The organism is Acinetobacter sp. UBA2581 (genome assembly GCF_002339435.1).
Classification (GTDB): Bacteria; Pseudomonadota; Gammaproteobacteria; order Pseudomonadales; family Moraxellaceae; genus Acinetobacter; species Acinetobacter variabilis.
The window spans coordinates 40,604-60,094 of sequence record NZ_DDLD01000072.1; the positions used below are offsets into that span (position 1 = coordinate 40,604).

Genomic DNA, 19,491 nt, shown 5'->3' on the forward strand with positions numbered 1-19,491 from the left:
TTATTCTCCTTGAGAAGCAGTCGCATGTTCAACATCTACATGTGCTTCAGAAGCAGCTGCTTCCTGGTGAGCAACAGAAGACGCTGAGTGATCAGCACCGTGATAGTTACTCATGTAGTTATTGATCACAGATTCAAACAAACCTTGCTCAACAGAAGAGTAGTAAGTCACTGGATGTGGCTTAGTTGGGTAAGGCTTCATTGCTTCAGCAGCAGCCTTCTCTTCAGGAGTCGTAGCTTTTGCAATAATCGCTTCGATTTGGTGTTTACCACGGTTACCGTCACGCAAGCTTGCAAATTCAGCTTGGTCTAAAACAGTTTTTTGAACTGCTTCTGGATTTACTGAAGTACCGTTACCTGCTTTAACTGCAGCTACCCATTCAGCAAACTGAGCATCAGTCACAGCATGTGCACGGAAGCGCATTTGTGAGAAGCCATAGCCTGAATAGTTAGAAGAGAAACCGCGGTAGCCTTCAGCTGGGCTAGTTTCGTCTGCCATTAAGTTCAGGTGAGTTTGCATACCCGCCATTGCATAGATCTGACCACTTAACGCAGGGATGAAGAATGAGTTCATCGTGAAGTTAGAAGTCAAACGAAGACTTACCGGAGTTTTCTCTGGGAAGCGAATTTCGTTTACAGTCGCAATGTTTTGTTCTGGGTAGATGAAGATCCATTTGAACTGTTCAGCAATAACCTGAACTGTTAATGGTGCTTTATCTGCCTCAAGTGGGCGGTATGGGTCGTACTTGTGGGAACCCCACCAAGTTAACCAAGCTAAAATACCAATAATAATGACAGGGATACCCCAAACTACAATTTCAATCGCAGTAGAGTGTGCCCATGTAGGTTTATAGTCTGCGTCTTTATTCGATGCGCGATATTTCCAACCGAACCATAATGCCATGATAATTGATGGAATTACCACCAACAGCATTAAGTAAATCGCAGTCATCATCAGGCTACTTTGGCCTTCAGCAACTGGACCCTTAGAGTTCAGAAGTACTAGATCACCACCACACCCTGTTAAAAGTGCAGCCATCGTTGATAAAGACAATACAGCTAAAATCGTTTGTCTCATTTTACAACCTCGGTGAAGAGTCCCATTCCCTAATTTAATATGGGATAGCGATTAAAGTGTCGCATGATAAAAGAGGCCGTTTTTTTACAAAACACCCTTCTAATCATAATACACCGCTACGTTGTAGGGCATTATGCCTGATATTGCCAAACTAAGCTATATATAAAGGTGCTTTAAATGACTGTAATAAAAACCGATTTTGTCGGTCGGATTTCAAGAATATTTATAGGAATTTTATTGTAATTTCAAAGTTATGTAGGAAAATGGGATGCCAAAACATCCCATTTTATGGCAGGACTAATTATTGTTTAACGACTTGGGTTTTTGCCAGTTTATCGTGCACGGTTTGACGTTTTTGCCCTAAACCGAACGCCCAGTCAATGATTGTGCTGAGTGGCATGAAGATAATATTCAGGAGAATAAGGAACACACTGCGAATAGTGAAGGCACGCATCAAGCTGGTTTTTTCACCAGTCTCAGCATCTACGATCTTAATTTTAGTCAGTTTTTTACCGATACTTTGACCCGATTTGGCAATCAGAAAAGCCTGAATAGCGAGCATGATCACCAGGTAAATTGCAGTCGCAATCCATGCCTGCTGTGAAAACATGTCAAACATCTGAGTCTGTAGCTGCTGTGCCAAAGCAGGGTCAGCATCACTACTTAACATCACATTCATAAATTCCTGGTTCAGTTGTGCGAATTGGGTTTCCTGTTCAGGAGTAAAAAATGCGGTCAAAATAAACGTCGCAGGCAGCCATAAAAGCAGATCCACAATCTTGGCTAAAATACGGCTTGGAATACTCGCCAGTTCTTTTTTTGCTGCAACATTTTGAGAGCTGCGGGCACGAAGATGGTCTGTACTTGACTCATTTGCGTTCTGTGGAGCCTGATAGGCAGGTGTTGCTGGCATTTCTGGTGCTACATAGCCTTCAGGCTGATAGATCAGTTTCCCTTGGGTGAGTTCACCTAAAGCTTTCCATTCGGTCATACCTTGATGCCAAGCCAAATCAGTCAGAAGTACCTGTTGGTTGGCAAGCATCTGATTTAATTGCTCGAGCGTATATGGGCCAGCTTGTTGATTATTTCGTGCCAAGTAAATCTGCATATAAACTGAATCTCAAAAATATAAATTTGGACAAAAATTGAACTAGGAGTTTAAGTATTTTCAGGCTGAAAACAAATAAAAGAATATAAATGTAATATATGGATAAGTTTAGGATTTTCAAGAATGTTCATCACCAAATTCCTCCATAATTGAGACAGTGTAGCAAGGATTGATGATTTTGCTATCAAGATGTGAAAATTCACTTAAATTTAATTATGCAATTTTTTCTCATGCTGTTTGTTGGTATTTGTTTGTCATTACACTAAGAAGCTTATGCTTATATAAATAATTTGATTTCTGTTAAATCAAAAAACATATGATTAATCACTTAACTATAAATATAATTAAGATAATATCTAGAAATATAATTAAGATAATATCTAGGTAATATTGAGAACATAAAAAAAGACCCTATGAAAGGGTCTTTTTTTAAAGAGTTAATTAAGCTTTTTGAGCTTTCTCTTCAGACAGGAAGAACCAGGTATCCAATACTGAGTCTGGGTTAAGAGATACAGATTCAATACCTTGTTCCATCAGCCATTGTGCAAGATCTGGGTGGTCAGAAGGACCTTGGCCACAAATACCTACATATTTACCGGCTTTACGGCAAGCATGGATGGCCATAGAAAGAAGCGCTTTTACTGCTGGATCACGTTCATCAAATAGGTGAGAAACGATACCAGAGTCACGGTCAAGACCAAGCGTTAACTGAGTCAAGTCATTTGAACCGATAGAGAAACCATCGAAGTGTTCAAGGAACTGTTCAGCTAACAAAGCGTTAGTTGGCAATTCACACATCATGATCACTTTAAGACCATTTTCACCACGTTTCAGACCGTTTTGACCTAATAGCTCAATAACACGTTTAGCTTCAGCAACAGTACGTACGAACGGGATCATGATTTGAACGTTAGTCAGACCCATTTCGTCACGAACTTTTTTCAGTGCACGGCATTCAAGTTCGAAGCAGTCACGGAAGTTGTCAGATACATAACGGCTTGCACCACGGAAGCCCAACATTGGGTTTTCTTCTTCAGGTTCGTACAGTTTACCGCCGATCAGGTTAGCGTATTCGTTTGACTTGAAGTCAGACATACGTACGATCACTGGTTTGTCAGCGAACGCAGCAGCAAGAGTAGAGATACCTTCAACCAGTTTTTCTACATAGAATTCGATTGGAGATGTATAACCTGCAGTACGAGCAAGTACAGCAGCGCGAGTTTCACGTGGCAGACTATCGATGTTCAATAATGCTTTAGGATGCACACCGATCATACGGTTGATGATGAACTCTAGACGAGCAAGACCAATACCTTCGTTCGGAATTTGCGCGAAGTCAAATGCACGATCCGGGTTACCTACGTTCATCATGATTTTGAACGGAAGTTTTGGCATAGATTCGATAGAGTTGGTTTGGATTTCGAAATCAAGCGCACCTTCGTAGATGAAACCAGTATCACCTTCAGCACAAGATACAGTTACTTCCTGACCGTCAACCAGGACTTCGGTTGCATTACCACAACCTACGATAGCTGGAACCCCAAGTTCACGTGCGATGATCGCAGCGTGACAAGTACGACCACCACGGTTAGTTACAATCGCAGCAGCACGTTTCATCACTGGTTCCCAATCCGGGTCAGTCATGTCAGATACAAGTACATCACCGTCTTGTACTTTGTCCATTTCTTTAATTGAAGTTACGATGCGGACTTTACCAGAACCGATACGTTGACCGATTGAACGGCCTTCACAGATTACAGTACCACGTTGTTTTAACAGGTAGCGTTCCATCGTGCCAACATTTTCACGGCTCTTCACAGTTTCAGGGCGCGCCTGAACGATGTAGATTTTACCGTCATCACCGTCTTTAGCCCATTCGATGTCCATTGGAGAACCGTAGTGGTTTTCAATGATCAGTGCTTGTTTAGCCAATTCTTGCAGTTCGTGATCGTTCAATGCAAATTGTTGACGATCTGCTTTCTCTACATCCACCACAACAACTGATTTACCTGCAGCTGCTTCTTCACCATAAATCATTTTCTGGTGTTTAGAACCTAAGTTGCGGCGCAGTACAGCATGTTTGCCTGCGTTTAGAAGCGGTTTTGAAATATAGAATTCATCCGGGTTTACTGCACCTTGAACCACCATTTCACCCAAGCCATAAGAAGCTGTAATGAATACTGCATCACGGAAGCCTGATTCAGTATCTAAAGTGAACATTACACCAGCAGCACCAGTTTCTGAGCGAACCATACGTTGTACGCCAGCAGAAAGAGCAACCACGTCATGCGCAAAATTTTGGTGTACACGGTAAGAGATCGCGCGGTCGTTGTACAAAGATGCAAACACTTCTTTGATCGCGATCAGAACGTTGTCGATACCACGAATATTCAGGAAGGTTTCTTGCTGACCTGCGAAAGAAGCATCAGGTAAGTCTTCTGCAGTCGCAGATGAACGAACGGCAACCGCGATATCAGGGTTGCCGTTTGAAAGTTCTGCAAAAGCTGCACGAATTTCCTTTTCCAGTTCAGCAGTAAGTGGAGTTTCCACAATCCATTGACGAATCTTTGCCCCAGTTTCAGCAAGCGCATTGACGTCATCAACGTTAAGTGCAGCAAGCTCTGCATTGATTTTAGCGTTTAGGCCACTTTGCTCGAGAAATTCACGATAAGCAGCAGCTGTTGTTGCGAAGCCACCTGGTACTGATACACCAGCATTAGATAAGTGGCTGATCATTTCGCCCAGAGATGAGTTTTTCCCACCTACAAGCTCAACATCGTGCTTCCCTAATTTTTCTAGACCAATTACGCGCGCTTCCAAAGTTGTTACTCCACTTTTGCAGTATTAATCACTATCTTGGCATGAGAGTATAGCAAATCTTCTAGGTTTTTGATTTTACTAAGCGACAGTCATGTAAGATCGGTTTACTATAAAGATTATATAGTACTAAGACAAATGTTTGAGGAGAATTTTAATGTCAGAAGGTAAACAAATTCAGCGGAGTGTGTTTTTTATTTCCGATGGTACTGCCATTACTGCTGAAACCCTTGGCCACTCGCTGTTAGCGCAGTTTCCGCATGTGGATTTTGACATTCATATTATCCCTTATATTAGCTCTGAAGAGGCGGCCATGAATGTGGTCACAGAAATCAATGAACGTGCCCAAAAAGATGGTCAAAAACCTTTGGTTTTCGATACGTTGGTGGATCCCTATGTACGAGACATTATTAATACTGCAAATGCAGTAAATCTTGATGTTTTTGAAGGACTTATAAGTAAATTATCAGAAGAGCTTGGTACTGAACCTACGACTTTAGTCGGTCAGACCCATGCGGTGACCGATTCCGCGTCCTATAAGGCGCGTATTGATGCCGTACATTTTGCGCTCGACAATGATGATGGTGCGCGTACGCGTCACTATGATAAGGCTGATCTGATCCTGATTGGCGTATCGCGTTCCGGTAAAACTCCGACCTCAATTTATTTATCTTTGCAATTTGGAATTCGTGTAGCGAACTATCCGCTAACTGAAGAAGATCTGGACGATAACCGCCTGCCAGCAGTGCTAAGACCGCATAAAAACAAGCTTTTTGGTCTGATGATTGATGCAGAGCGTCTGGTTGCAATCCGTACGGAACGTAAGGCCAATAGCCGTTATGCCAGCTTTAGCCAGTGCCAGATGGAACTGCGTGCAATTGAAGGTATCTATATTTCGGAAGGGATCAAGTACCTGAATGTCTCAGAAATGTCGATTGAAGAAATTTCAACTCGTGTCTTACAAATGACAGGACTAAAACGTCGAATTGGCTAAAAAGAATTCAGAGCCAGACTTCAGTTTGGCTCTGATTTATAGATAAAAATTAATAAAAAATACTACTTTCATAGAAATAAAATATGAATATTATAAATTGTTGAAATATTCAATATTTTAATCAAAAATGTAATGGTTGGTTTTTAAGCTTATTTGCTCTTCAATGAACTCAGAAATTCAATCTTATAGAACTAAATTTTCCCAAATACACTCCGAATTTCTAATCTCATGAGCTAAAAACAGATTAACTTGCTGATTAAAAAGTATGCACAATTAGCTCAACCTGATGTTCATCTCCATTAATACAATGAATACTATTTTCGGAAATTTTTGCAATAGGCCAGGTAATCAGCTGGCAATTTTCACGTTGCAGAGCAGCATAATAGTGGTCTGATTTAAGATAAACTTTGGATGTGGCCGCAAGATTTGGCATAAGCTGGCGTCTGAGCCATAAATTCTGTACCTGATTTTCCAGATAACGTAATGACAAAATGCTTTTAATCCGGTTATTAAACAGGCGTCGATTTTTAATGATTAAGGGGTGATTTAATAACCGCTGCAAACCACGTTCAGTACCTGGCAATACAAATTGCGGATTAATCTGAAAAACTTTTACTGAGTGAGCTTGCTGGCTAATCTTGTTGAGCTGGCTTACGGTAAATTGATCCGTACCAATAATCGCAATATCTTTTCCAGTACAGTCAAGTTCAGCGAGCTGGGAAGAGGGCACTTTAATGCCAGTAAAATGCTGAAAATTTTCGAGACGATTCTCAAATATACCCGCGTGTGCATCCTGCTTGGTGGACATTGTTTTTCCTTGAAATTATTTAATAATTGGTCTTATTTGCTTTGTTATAGATATTAACAAAAGCCCTAGAACGGTAAAGTTCAAAATTTAACTTAGACAGTCATTCTTTTTTCTATTGTATTTTTAATAAGAGATAGATGTATTAAAGAACAGGAGCTCCATCTTAGATATGAATTTATCCAGTTAGAAAGTTAAAATCTTTAAACACAATTTAAAAAAATATACCCATTCCGAAGAATAGGTATATAGATAAGAATAAATTAGGCAAAGCAAGACAGCATTATTGCCCGTTTTTGATCTGCATCAGCAATTCAAAATTATGCAGACGTTTCTCTGTGTCATAGATATCACAGGTGAAGATAAACTCATCTACATCATATTTTGCTAGGAGTGCTTCCAGACCGGCTTTAACAGTTTCTTTAGAACCCACCTGTGCCATGGCAAAGAAATTATCGACAGACATTTTTTCAGGTGGTGACCAGAGTCCTTTCATAGAATCGATCGGTGCTTTCAATTTCAGGCTTTGACCGCGAATCAGGGCAAGGACACGCTGGTAAGCACTTGTTGCCAGATATTCAGCTTCTTCATCTGTATCTGCTACACAAGTTGGTACGCCCATAGAAACATAAGGACGATCCAGATATTCAGACGGTTCGAAATTGTCCCGATACAATTGAATCGCTTGACCAAGCATACGCGGAGCAAAGTGAGAGGCAAAAGAATAAGGTAGACCAAGTTTTGCTGCCAGTTGTGCGCTAAACAGGCTCGAACCTAATAACCACACAGGTACGTGTGTGCTTTGGCCTGGAGTTGCCACAATGCGTTGGCCTGGAATCGGATCTTTAAAGTATTGCAGAATTTCTAAAACATCCTGCGGGAACTGATCTTCAGTTTCCTGCCGGCCACGACGTAAAGCACGCATGGTCACTTGATCGGTACCCGGAGCACGGCCCAACCCCAGTTCAATACGATCTGGATATAAAGTCGCTAATGTACCGAATTGCTCTGCTACTACAAGGGGCGCATGGTTTGGCAGCATAATGCCACCAGAGCCAAGTTTAATGCTATTGGTATTTGCCAGTAAATAGCCTAACAGAACGGCGGTCGCTGAGCTGGCAATACCATCCATATTATGATGCTCGGCCAGCCACATCCGGCTATAACCTAGACGTTCTGCAGTCTGAGCCAGTTCCAGCGCATGTTGCAGGGAGAATTGAATGGTCTTATCGTCACGAACTGGAACCAGTTCGAGAATAGAGAACTGGGTATCGGTAAGCGTACGCATAATATTACTCTTGAATAAACATGACTAAGAGCATACGACTTTGCATTGTATTTGTATATCGAAAAAAATCGATATATATGTAAATCGAAATAACAGGCAAAAAAATAAGCATCCGAAGATGCTTATTCAAGGAGGAAAAGTAATTAGAGGAAATCTTAGCGACGGTGGTTATAACGGTAATTGCTAGTACGATAGTTTTTTGAACTATAGCGACGGTCATAACGGTCATCATAACGACGGTCTTCGCTGACTTTTTTACCAAGGGCAGAACCACCTGCAGAACCTAATGCAGCACCAATTAAGCCGCCATTAGAACCCGCCATATTTTTACCTACGGCATAACCGGCACCACCACCTAAAGCACCACCGATAATCGCGCCATTACGGTCACGTTTATTCGCTGCTACTGCGGCACCAGCACCACCGCCAATCGCAGAACCGATTGTTGCGCCAGTTGTACCACCCATTTTATTGCCCACTGCGGCACCAACGACACCACCCAAAGCAGAAGCTAAAGCCGTATTCGTTGTATTTCCGGCATTGGCGGCTGTCATACCCATGGCTGAGGTTGCTACGACAGCGATCATTAGAGATTTGTAATTCATGAGTACACCTTTTATATATCTAGCTGTATTTGTTGATGAGATAAATTTAATCTAGCAACCGTCAAATAGCATGGAGGCAGTGTTGGCGAATTGTGATTTTTATCTCCTTAATTTATTCATGATCTTATTCGAATAAGTTTATGTATTACATGAATTTGGATGTGTTGAATGTACAATAAAAAAAGCACCCAAACAGGTGCTTTTAATGTTAAATGTAGCGTCGAATTTAAAGAGCCTGAGGGCAGGAAATTAACGGTGACGTTTTTTCCAGTGTTTAGCACGATTCGCTTTGGCACGATCGGCTGCTTTATCTTTAGAAATTTTATTACCTAATGCTGCACCACCCGCAGCACCAAGTGCTGAACCGATATAGCCGCCATTAGAACCACCCATGTTTTTACCTACGGTATAACCAGCACCACCACCTACAGCACCACCAATTGCAGATGAGGTACGGTTTTTCTTGTTACTTGCCACAGCAGCACCACCTGCACCACCTAACGCAGCACCAATTGTTGCGCCAGTGTTGCCCCCCATGTTTTTGCCCAGTGCAGTACCAGCAACGCTACCTAAAGCACTTGCTGCTGCCACACGTGCAGTACTGTCTGCATGCGCACTCACTGTCATCATTGAGCCTGCAGCCATTGCAGCACTCAGTAAAATTGCATTGAGTTTCATGTTGTAACTCCGTGTCCCTGATAGGACTTTCATATGTTAGTGTGTTTCGACGCAGAAAATGTAACAAATTATGCCCAAAAGAATGTGAAGATCTACCTCCATATTTAATGTGTTTATTTGCCAATTTGTAAAATGAGAAATAAATAAGGATCGAATTGAGCAGAAAAAATCCAAAACTGAAGATTTTATTTATATTTGTTAATAAACAGCGGTGACATCGCTGCATCTAAGCACTGACTTACTGAATAATGATGTTCATTGACCCAGAGAATCGTTAAACTAGGCGCAATTTTTTGATTTCGCTGTGCTAAATCACTGTTTAGTCACAGCCTTATGTTTGAGATTTTTTAGAAAATGAAAGAATCGTTACGTTTACGATTAGACCAACTCTCTGACCGTCATGAAGAATTGACTGCGTTATTGGCAGATGTGGAAGTGATTTCGGACAACAAGCGTTTTCGCCAGTTATCACGTGAGCATAATGATTTAACCGAGATTACCAGCGTTTGGACCAAGTACAAACAGGCTGAAGAAGATATTGAAACTGCGCAAGCCATGCTGTCTGATCCTGACTTTAAGGAAATGGCGCAGGAAGAGATCAAGGAAAATAAAGCTCTGATCGAACAGCTTGAAGCTGAACTAAATATCCTGATGATTCCAAAAGATCCGAATGATGCCAACTCTGCTTATTTGGAAATCCGTGCCGGAACTGGTGGTGATGAAGCGGCAATCTTCTCAGGTGATTTATTCCGTATGTATAGCAAGTATGCGGAATCTCAAGGCTGGCGTATTGAAATCCTGTCTGAAAATGAAGGTGAGCACGGTGGCTATAAAGAAGTCATCTGCCTGGTGAATGGTGAAGGCGTTTATGGTCGCCTGAAATTTGAAAGTGGGGCGCATCGTGTACAACGTGTACCTGCGACAGAATCGCAAGGTCGTGTACATACCTCAGCGTGTACGGTAGCGATTCTTCCAGAAGTGGATGTAGATACATCAGTCGACATTAATCCGGCTGACTTGCGTATCGACACTTACCGCGCATCAGGTGCCGGTGGTCAGCACATTAACAAAACTGACTCTGCGGTGCGTATTACGCACATTCCAACCGGTACGGTGGTGGAATGTCAGGATGAACGTTCACAGCATAAAAACAAAGCCAAAGCGATGGCCTTGTTGGTTTCACGTCTGGAAAATGCCAAACGTGCAGCAGCAGATGCAGCGACTTCTGAAATGCGCCGTGACCTAGTCGGTTCGGGTGACCGTTCAGAACGTATTCGTACCTATAACTATCCACAAGGCCGTATGACTGATCACCGTATTAACCTGACTTTATATAAGCTGGATGCTGTGATGGAAGGTGATCTGACTGAGCTATTAGACAGTCTGCATCGTGAATATCAGGCTGATCAGCTGGCCATGCTTGCACAGCAGAATGGTGGCTAATGAACATTCAAGAAGCACTGGCTTTACGTGGTGAACCTGAAAGTTATGAACGTCAGGAAAATGCCTGGTTGTTGGAACACATTACCAAGATTGATTCTTTTGATCTGGTAGTGAAAAAAGACCAGCAGTTAACGCCTGAACAGGAACAGGCCTATGTCGAAAGTCTGGCGAGGATTGCTGCCGGTGAGCCATTGGCTTATGTCACAGGCTCACAACCGTTCTGGACACTGGATCTTAAAGTCACTAAAGATACGCTAGTACCACGCCCGGATACCGAAGTGCTGGTCGAAACAGTCCTGAAATTAGACTTGCCGGAAGATGCGCGAATTGTTGACTTGGGGACTGGTACAGGTGCCATTGCCTTGTCACTGGCGTCTGAGCGCCCGAACTGGTCTGTAACAGCTTCGGATATTTATGAACCCACACTGGAAGTTGCCAAATATAATGCAGAACAGCATGATTTGGATCAGGTGCAATTTATCCTTGGTTCATGGCTTAAACCATTTGGTCGGCAGTTCTTTGATGCGATTGTATCTAATCCACCGTATATTGATGCAGACGATGAGCATATGCCAGATCTGGCAACTGAGCCGGAACGTGCGCTGGTTTCAGACAAAAATGGTCTGGCTGATATTGAGATGATTATTCAGCAAGCCAAAAAACATCTGACCGTGAATGGCTGGGTTGTGCTTGAGCACGGCTATGATCAGGGCGATGCGGTTCGTCATCTGTTTACTCAAGCTGGTTATAAACAGGTCCGTACAGTGAAAGACTATGGCGGCAATGATCGGGTAACTTTAGGTCAGTGGCCGCATTAATTTTTAAAGCTTGATTTAATAAAAAAGCGGCCTAGATAGGTCGCTTTTCTAATGCTTTTATTAAATAAATTATGACTTTTTAATCACATCCCGCCAACGCAGTAAGCGATTTTCAAACAACTTCATAATGCTATCGGTGATTTTGCCTAGGACTGCTAACAGGATAATCGCAATAATCACAATATCCGGACGTGAAGTTTCACGACCATCACTGAGCAGATAGCCAATCCCTTGAGTGGCAGCAATCAATTCAGCCGCAATCATAAACATCCACGACAAACTCAGACTATTCCTTAAGCCAGTCAATATTCCTGGTGAGGCAGCAGGCAATACAATCTGCTGAACCTGTTGCCAGTATTTCAGGCGATAGACTTTTGCGACTTCAATCAGTTTACGATCCACACCCTGAATTGCAGCCACAGTATTGGTATAGGTCGGGAAGAAGCCACCAATTGCGATCAAGGTGATTTTTGAAGATTCATCAATCCCTAACCAAAGCAGGAGTAAAGGAATCCAGGCTAGACTTGGAATAGATTTAATCGCAGAAAACGTTGGTTCCAGAAAATCTTCTGCATGTCTATTTAGCCCAACCAGGATCGCAAAGATCAGTCCCAATCCACTACCAATCCCAAAGCCAAGAAAAACTCGCCAGCTACTGGTCCAAATGTGTTGCCATAAATCGCCCTCAGCCAGTTCAGTAAAGGACTGAAACAGACTACTCGGTGCAGGCAATAAATAAGGTTCGATCACGCCATTACGGACCAGTATTTCTACCAATACAATAAAAATAACAGGCAGGGTTAGGGCTTTGATCAGCGAAATGCTGCGTGGTAGCACAGTGGATTTTGGCTGTTCTTCCACGCTAAACTGGTCCGAGATGCTTTTCGGTATAGCCATTACTTAGTTACAACCTTTTTTGCATAGCGGGCATCAAATAATTGAGTCACGACCTGATTGACATTGGTTCCTTTACGAACCAGTTCTTCTTCCGTCAGGATACGACCGGCTTTTTGTAATGCACCCGTATGTTTGGTGGTTGGAATATTCTGATCTAGATTGGTACGGCTGAGTTGAAGCTTAGCAACTTCAATCGGAAGCTTGGCTTCACGTGCCAATAGTTCAGCCAGTTTGTCGGGATTGGCTTTCGCCCATTTACGTGCCTGTTCATAAGCTTTAATTACCGCTTCAATCGCTTCCGGACTGGATTTGGCAAACTGGTCTTTTACGCTGAGTACGCTATAAGAATTAAAACTGACATTGCGATACAGCAATTTGGCACCTGACTGCGCCTGCGCAGATGCCATTAAAGGATCAAGGCCTGCCCAAGCATCGACCTGTTTACGCTCCAACGCAGTCTTACCATCCGGATGCTGTAAATGAACGAGCTCTACATCGCGCTTGCCCAAACCAATCGTATCTAAGGCTTGTAGGGTAAATAAGAAAGGATCTGTACCTTTAGTGGCAGCAATCTTTTTACCTTTCAGATCTTTCAGTGATTTGATATTCGAATCTTTATTGACGACCAGTGCTGTCCATTCAGGCTGGCTCTGGATATAAACTGTTTTAATCGGGCTACCATTGGCGCGGCTAAGCACTGCCGCTAAACCTGCAGTAGAAGCAAAATCTGTGCTACCACTATTTAGATATTCGAGTGAGCGGTTACTGCCTTGGCTAAATACCCATTTAATCTTGGTTTTTGGTAAAGCTTTTTCTAGCAGTTTCTGTTCTTTGACCACCAGACTGGTTGGTGCATAATAGGCATAGTCCAATTTTAATTCAGATGGAATCGCTGCGTTAGCCAAGCCAGTAAAAAGAGAAATAGAAAGACCGAGTAAGGTCAGACTCGAAGTTTTTAATGTTTTTTTCATGAAAATCTCAATTTTGAATTAAATTTTTGACATTCATAGCGGTAAATAGATAAGTACACAAAAAAGAAAAAAAGATAATCAAATTAAAAAATAAAATAATTAATGGCTTTAAATTTAGGTATTTGTTTTTAATTAAATTTTTTTAATAAAAAATAGAAGGGTTTTGCTTAGATAAAATTTTAAAAATAATATGGCATAAATTGATAAGCTGTTTTTTTTAATTATTCGTCCTTGCAGTATGAGATTTTATAAATAACGAGTGCCATAAAAAAGCGATGCATCCGCATCGCTTTTTGAGTCACTATTTTATAAATCTGGATAGCTTACATTGGGTAGTCTTGCAGACAGTCATAAACTTCGACTTGATCTAGGCTACCAGTTTCCATTGCCAGGCAAAGAGCCACGACTTTGGCGGTATCAGCAAGATATTGTTCATCTTTCAGTGCAATACCTTGTTGTAATGCAACGATGCGCTCAGCCGGAATTTCAAGCGATTTCGCAGCTTCAGTGGCAACAATCTGGTTAAAGAAGTGCACAATAGCATCTTTGAGGGCAGAATCAGACGCATTCAAGATGCCTTGATTCAATTGCTCTGCATTAAGATCGGTCGAAGAAACTAAAGCCTGGGCGAATTTTTGAACAAGATTTTGTCCAAGAACATCAGTCATCTTTAACATGGAAATACCTTCAACAAGGAAAGGGGGAAAGGGAGTACAGCCAAAAGTGAAACACTAAAGATTGATTGAAAAATAAACTATATTAATAGGAAATGCAAAGCATTGTGGATGACCGTTCAGTCCTCTATTTTTGGGCTGTAAGCCTTGAAAAATATAACTGTTGAAAAAATATGGATTTAAATTTATACGCTGAATTTTAATCGTTTTTAAGTCTTATTGAATATAAATTATCTAGTAATATTTTGTCTATAGGCACCTGGACTAACCCCTGTCCATTTTTTAAAGGCGCGATGAAAAGCACTGACTTCCTGGAAGTTAAGCTGATCACTGATGTCTTGCAAACTTTGATCCGTACGGGTTAACAGTTCAATAGCTGTATCACGACGAATTTCATTTTTAAGCTGTTGATAAGTTACACCTTCATTTTTAAGACGCCGTTGCATGGTGGCTTCAGACATATTCATTTTCAAAGCAAGCTCATTTAGTTCCAGCCATTCAACCGGAGGTACTTTTAAAAGCTGTTTGCGGATCTGTGTACTTAGCGCATAAGGATTTTTAAAGCGAACTAGCAGGTTATGCGGAGTCTGCTGAATAAACTGATACCAGGAGGTCTGATCCTGTTTTACCGGGAGCTGCAAATAGGCTGCATTAAACTGGATATAGTTTTCACTGGCCTTATATTCAATCTGTTCACAAAAACGGACTTTATAATCAAAATCATCGAGTGGCGCGGCACATTTCAGTTGAATCTGATTGAGTAAAATCCGCTGTCCGCTTAACCAGCATAGCAGGGTATGAATCAGCATTAGATAGGTTGCATAACTAAACATGCGCTTGGTCTGTTTCTGGTCATAGATCACGATATAGGCAAAGTTTTCCTCGACCATCAGTGTGCTGTGCAGATCATCCAGAATCAGATTAAAAAATTGCAGGATTTGCTGCAGAGCTTTTTCCAGCGTAACTGCCTGTAACAGCATTTTAGATAGTAATTTGAAACTGCCACGGCGCATTGGATGGCTGTCCATGCCAAAAAATTCGTCATTCATATTATCGGCAAGTGCAGTCCATAGCGCGGCATATTGCGCTACTGACACCCGTGCTTTAGCAGAGTACAGAATCTCTAAGGGAATGGCAGCCTTAGTTAGAATCGCGGCAATATCATAATGCTGTGCTTTGGCATTCAGCAGTGCTTCATGAACCAGATCAATTGAAATGGTTCCCTTACTATATTCCAAGGCTGGTAAGTGCATAGCCAGTCAGATATCCCTTCTTTATTGTCCAAATCCATCAGTGAAGATGCAACATTTGGAAATTGTACAGAATAAAATCTCTGTTTACTCTGCCTATTAAGTCGTAGCTTGTCATAAAAATAGGAACAGGACATTAACATGAAAATTCAGGGAAAAGTGATTGTGGTAACTGGTGGTGCATCAGGTCTGGGTGCAGCCACAGCGACTCATCTGGTAGAACAGGGTGCAAAAGTGATTCTGGTCGATATGAACCAGGAACAGGGCAATGCTTTACAACAGCAACTGGGTGAGCAGGCTGAATTTGTTCAACTGGATGTAACGGATGAGCAGGCGGTTGAAGCTTTCTTTAATCATGTTGAAAACAAGTATGGCCAACTCAATGGCTTGGTGAACTGTGCTGGTATTGCACCTTCTGCCAAGGTACTGGGCCGTAATGGAATTCATGAACTAGCAATGTTCCAGAAAGTGTTGAATATCAATGTAAGTGGCACATTCAATATGCTGCGTTTTGCGGCGGCTTTAATCGCGAAGTATGAGCTGCAAACCGATGAAGAAGAGCGTGGCATGATTGTGAATACGGCTTCAGTTGCAGCCTTTGATGGTCAGATTGGTCAGACAGCTTATTCTGCGTCTAAAGGTGCGGTCGTTGCGATGACGCTGCCACTAGCACGTGAGCTGGCGCGTGAAGCGATTCGTGTCATGACCATTGCCCCCGGCATTATGGAAACCCCAATGCTGAAAGGCATGCCGCAAAATGTACAGGATGCTCTGGGACAGATGGTTCCATTTCCGCCGCGTCTCGCCAAACCTCAGGAATTTGCCCAGTTAGTGGGTCATATCTTCGAAAATAGCTATTTAAATGGTGAAGTGATTCGTCTGGATGGTGCCATCCGTATGGCTCCAAAATAAGTTGGAGCCAACGAAGCAAAATGCAAAAGTCAGAGTGGATATGTTTATTCACTCTATATGGAAAATTAAAAGATAAGTAAGGGATATACGCAGTGCTTTTAAATGACGAACAGAAAATGATTCAGGGAATGATGCGAAACTATTCGCAGCAAAAACTGAAACCCACCGCTGGTTTAAGGGATAAAACGGCACAATTTCCAGCACAGGAATTGAAAGAACTCGGTGAACTCGGTGCACTTGGCATGACCGTGTCTGAACAATGGGGTGGAGCAGGTCTGGACTATGTGTCGTTGGTACTGGCCCTTGAGGAAATCGCGGCTGGAGATGGAGCCATCTCGACCATTGTCAGTGTGCAGAATTCATTACCTTGTGGGATTACCCAGCGTTATGGTACCGAGGAACAAAAGCAGAAATATCTGACTAAACTGGCGACCGGTGAATGGTTGGGGTGTTTCTGCCTGACGGAGCCTCAAGCCGGTTCTGATGCCAGCGCACTGGAATGTAAGGCAGAACGTGATGGTGATGAATGGGTATTAAATGGCACCAAGCAGTTTATCACCACCGGTAAGCATGCCCAGATTGCACTGGTATTTGCAGTGACAGATAAATCTGCAGGCAAAAAAGGAATCTCATGTTTCTTGGTAGCTACCGATAGTCCAGGATATATCGTCTCGAATCTGGAAGAAAAAATGGGGCAGCATTGTTCCGATACCGCGACCATTATTTTTGATCAATGCCGGATTCCGGCTGAGAACCTGTTAGGTCAAGAAGGTGAAGGCTACAAGATTGCCTTGTCTAATCTGGAATCTGGCCGGATCGGGATTGCAGCACAATCTGTAGGTATGGCACGAGCTGCACTGGATGCTGCCGTGGAATATGCCAATGAACGTAAATCCTTTGGCGTCGAACTGGTACAGCATCAGGCAGTGGCGTTCCGTCTCGCAGATATGGCCACCCAGATTGAGGCTGCAAGACAACTGGTCTTACATGCAGCAACGCTTAAAGATGCAGGATTACCATGCTTAAAAGAAGCGTCCATGGCTAAACTGTTTGCTTCGACGATTGCAGAGCGAGTCTGCTCGGATGCGATTCAGATTCATGGCGGTTATGGTTATGTCTCAGATTTCCCGGTCGAACGTATTTACCGTGATGTCAGAGTGAGCCAGATTTATGAAGGTGCATCTGATATTCAGCGTCTGGTCATTGCCCGGGAAGTGAGCAAAGTTTAAAAGTCATGAAATAGCCGACTGTTCAAATCTTGCAGCTCATTTGAGGGATATGGGAATTGTGATGGTCTATAAAACATGGTCAATTATTGATTAAGCGAAAAGTGACTCAGCAGAGTGACACCTAACATGTCCTAGCAATAGGGCATGTTATATAAAACCGGCATTGCAATGGAATTCGCAGGCGGTAGACAGAACAACAAATACAACGGACACAGACATAAAGTCTGTTTATAAACGGAATAGAGGTTGTCGTGATGAAGACACTAGAACAAGCGTATCGTGAATTTAATTTTGACACTATGGTTCAACAACATCTGGCAGGAGTGCCAGATGCACTCAACGCCTATACAGAATGCTGTGGACGTTTTCTAGGACAAAACCGGATCGCGTTAATCTGGGAAGGTAAAAATGGCAAGACCCAATATTGGACTTTTGAACAATTGGCTAAGGCTTCAGGACAACTGGCTCATTATATGACCTCACTGGGTTTAGAAGCAGGTGACTGTATTGCTGGTTTGCTCCCACGAACTCCAGAATTATTAATTACCATTCTTGCTACCTGGCGTATTGGTGCGATTTATCAGCCTTTATTTACCGCTTTTGAAAGCAAGGCAATCGAGCATCGTATTAATACCGCACATACCCGACTGATTATTACCAATCAGGAACAGCGTGCAAAACTAGATGATCTCGATATTCCACATATTTTAACCGTACATCAAACGCCTGAAAGTACCAATCAGGATGCTGATTTCTGGACAGAGCTCAAGAAATGCCCAACTGAATTTGAGCCGGTTCAAGGTTGTTTTAGTGACATTTTCCTGATGATGTTTACTTCAGGTACAACGGGACTGGCAAAATCAGTGCCTGTTCCGCTTAAAGCTTTACTGGCATTTAAAGGCTATATGCTGCACGCCGTAGATTTACGTGACGAAGATACTTTCTGGAATCTGGCAGATCCGGGTTGGGCTTATGGTCTGTATTATGGGATTGCAGGTCCATTAAGTTTGGGGCATAGCATCATTATGGATGAACGTGCCTTTAGCGTAGACAATGCTGTTGAAGTCATTAAAAAATATCAAGTAAATAACCTGACCGGTTCTCCAACCGCATTCCGGATGTTCTATGGCTTTAAGGAAAAATTTGATGCTGAGATTAGCTCGTGTTTACGTGTGGTCAGTAGTGCAGGTGAGCCATTAACGCCTGAAGTCATTCAATGGTTTAATCATGAAATGGACGTCAATATCTACGACCAGTATGGACAGACGGAACTGGGAATGGTGATTGCCAATCATCATGCGCTGGAGCATCACAAGAAAATCGGTTCCGCTGGTTTTGCCATTCCAGGACATCGTTTTGCAGTTTTAAATAAAGAGCATGAGGAAGTCGAAAAAGGCGGCATTGGGACCTTGGCTATGGACTGCTCAGCCTCACCTTTGATGTGGTTCGAAGGCTATGGCGGCAATAATCGTAAAGCCTTTGTGGGGCAGTACTATTTAACGGGTGATACCGTAAAACTGAATGAACATGGTGGAATAGATTTCATTGGTCGTGCGGATGATGTCATTACGACTTCGGGTTATCGAGTTGGACCTTTTGATGTAGAGAGTACCTTGCTGGAGTGTGAAGAGGTGCTGGAGTCCGCTGTGGTTGGAAAGCCAGATCCGGAACGTACCGAAATTGTGAAAGCCTTTGTAGTGCTTAAAGCACAATATGCCGCTAGTGAAGAACTGATGCTGAAATTGCAAAACTATGTGCGTTCCCGTTTATCTAAACATGCCTATCCGAAAGAGATCGAGTTTGTAAGTGATTTGCCTAAAACCTCTAGCGGTAAAATTCAGCGTAATCTGCTTAAACAGCAGGAAATTGTCAAGATTCAGGGTATTAAACAGGTCAGTTAATATATTCATTTAAATATAGTGAAA

Annotated in this window: 17 protein-coding genes; 6 read left to right on the plus strand and 11 right to left on the minus strand. The window is 42.4% G+C overall.

Annotation, left to right across the window (positions count from 1 at the left end):
- From cyoA to ppsA, 3 genes are all read right to left on the minus strand, one after another.
- Entirely contained in the window at positions 1-1,077 is a 1,077-nt protein-coding gene (gene cyoA, locus B3Q46_RS08735) for a ubiquinol oxidase subunit II (protein WP_005236020.1), read from the minus strand.
- Between the two features lie 301 nt (positions 1,078-1,378).
- Positions 1,379-2,185, minus strand: coding sequence for an RDD family protein (locus tag B3Q46_RS08740; protein WP_034704208.1), 807 nt, complete (start codon positions 2,183-2,185; stop codon positions 1,379-1,381).
- 441 nt (positions 2,186-2,626) lie between these two features.
- Positions 2,627-5,005, minus strand: coding sequence for a phosphoenolpyruvate synthase (gene ppsA / locus B3Q46_RS08745; protein ID WP_034706293.1), 2,379 nt, complete (start codon positions 5,003-5,005; stop codon positions 2,627-2,629).
- A gap of 154 nt (positions 5,006-5,159) precedes the next feature.
- Here ppsA and ppsR point away from each other — a divergent pair, with 154 nt between their 5' ends.
- Positions 5,160-5,996 carry a posphoenolpyruvate synthetase regulatory kinase/phosphorylase PpsR gene (gene ppsR / locus B3Q46_RS08750; RefSeq protein WP_208461753.1) on the plus strand — a complete coding sequence of 279 codons (837 nt, stop codon included), beginning with the start codon at positions 5,160-5,162 and terminating at the stop codon, positions 5,994-5,996.
- Positions 5,997-6,252: 256 nt separating this feature from the next.
- On the opposite strand, the gene B3Q46_RS08755 is transcribed toward ppsR, so the two are convergent.
- The 4 genes from B3Q46_RS08755 to B3Q46_RS08770 form a co-directional block, all read right to left on the minus strand.
- On the minus strand, positions 6,253-6,804 hold the full coding sequence (locus B3Q46_RS08755) for a hypothetical protein (RefSeq protein WP_034706290.1): 552 nt from the start codon (positions 6,802-6,804) through the stop codon (positions 6,253-6,255).
- Between the two features lie 280 nt (positions 6,805-7,084).
- Positions 7,085-8,089 carry an LLM class flavin-dependent oxidoreductase gene (locus B3Q46_RS08760; RefSeq protein ID WP_034704549.1) on the minus strand — a complete coding sequence of 335 codons (1,005 nt, stop codon included), beginning with the start codon at positions 8,087-8,089 and terminating at the stop codon, positions 7,085-7,087.
- Positions 8,090-8,244: 155 nt separating this feature from the next.
- Positions 8,245-8,694 (minus strand): hypothetical protein, encoded by a 450-nt coding sequence (locus B3Q46_RS08765; protein WP_004783858.1) that lies wholly within the window; start codon positions 8,692-8,694, stop codon positions 8,245-8,247.
- A 249-nt stretch (positions 8,695-8,943) separates the two neighbouring features.
- Positions 8,944-9,372, minus strand: coding sequence for a glycine zipper 2TM domain-containing protein (locus B3Q46_RS08770; RefSeq protein ID WP_034704547.1), 429 nt, complete (start codon positions 9,370-9,372; stop codon positions 8,944-8,946).
- 354 nt (positions 9,373-9,726) lie between these two features.
- Between B3Q46_RS08770 and prfA the strand changes: the two genes are divergently transcribed.
- Both prfA and prmC read left to right on the plus strand, forming a co-directional pair.
- Entirely contained in the window at positions 9,727-10,815 is a 1,089-nt protein-coding gene (gene prfA / locus B3Q46_RS08775) for a peptide chain release factor 1 (RefSeq protein WP_034704545.1), read from the plus strand.
- A complete protein-coding gene (gene prmC / locus B3Q46_RS08780; protein ID WP_034704543.1) occupies positions 10,815-11,633 on the plus strand; it encodes a peptide chain release factor N(5)-glutamine methyltransferase in 819 nt (272 codons plus the stop codon). Before prfA ends, prmC begins: the two co-directional genes overlap by 1 nt.
- A gap of 69 nt (positions 11,634-11,702) precedes the next feature.
- Here the strand turns inward: prmC and B3Q46_RS08785 are convergent, their stop codons facing one another.
- The 4 genes from B3Q46_RS08785 to B3Q46_RS08800 all read right to left on the minus strand — a co-directional run bounded on the left by B3Q46_RS08785 (position 11,703) and on the right by B3Q46_RS08800 (position 15,428).
- Positions 11,703-12,530, minus strand: coding sequence for an ABC transporter permease (locus B3Q46_RS08785; protein WP_034704541.1), 828 nt, complete (start codon positions 12,528-12,530; stop codon positions 11,703-11,705).
- A complete protein-coding gene (locus B3Q46_RS08790) occupies positions 12,530-13,501 on the minus strand; it encodes an aliphatic sulfonate ABC transporter substrate-binding protein (protein ID WP_034704539.1) in 972 nt (323 codons plus the stop codon). Before B3Q46_RS08790 ends, B3Q46_RS08785 begins: the two co-directional genes overlap by 1 nt.
- A 323-nt stretch (positions 13,502-13,824) precedes the next feature.
- Positions 13,825-14,178, minus strand: a complete 354-nt coding sequence (locus B3Q46_RS08795) for a hypothetical protein (protein ID WP_034704537.1) — start codon at positions 14,176-14,178, stop codon at positions 13,825-13,827.
- A gap of 227 nt (positions 14,179-14,405) precedes the next feature.
- Positions 14,406-15,428, minus strand: a complete 1,023-nt coding sequence (locus B3Q46_RS08800) for an AraC family transcriptional regulator (protein WP_034704535.1) — start codon at positions 15,426-15,428, stop codon at positions 14,406-14,408.
- A 138-nt stretch (positions 15,429-15,566) separates the two neighbouring features.
- On the opposite strand from B3Q46_RS08800, the gene B3Q46_RS08805 reads away from it, so the two are divergent.
- From B3Q46_RS08805 to B3Q46_RS08815, 3 genes are all read left to right on the plus strand, one after another.
- The gene (locus B3Q46_RS08805; RefSeq protein WP_034704533.1) at positions 15,567-16,337 is read left to right on the plus strand and encodes a 3-hydroxyacyl-CoA dehydrogenase; all 771 of its coding nucleotides are present in this window, start codon (positions 15,567-15,569) and stop codon (positions 16,335-16,337) included.
- Between the two features lie 92 nt (positions 16,338-16,429).
- The gene (locus tag B3Q46_RS08810) at positions 16,430-17,566 is read left to right on the plus strand and encodes an acyl-CoA dehydrogenase family protein (RefSeq protein WP_034704531.1); all 1,137 of its coding nucleotides are present in this window, start codon (positions 16,430-16,432) and stop codon (positions 17,564-17,566) included.
- A gap of 254 nt (positions 17,567-17,820) precedes the next feature.
- Entirely contained in the window at positions 17,821-19,467 is a 1,647-nt protein-coding gene (locus B3Q46_RS08815; protein WP_034704529.1) for an AMP-binding protein, read from the plus strand.
- Positions 19,468-19,491 lie beyond the last annotated feature (24 nt).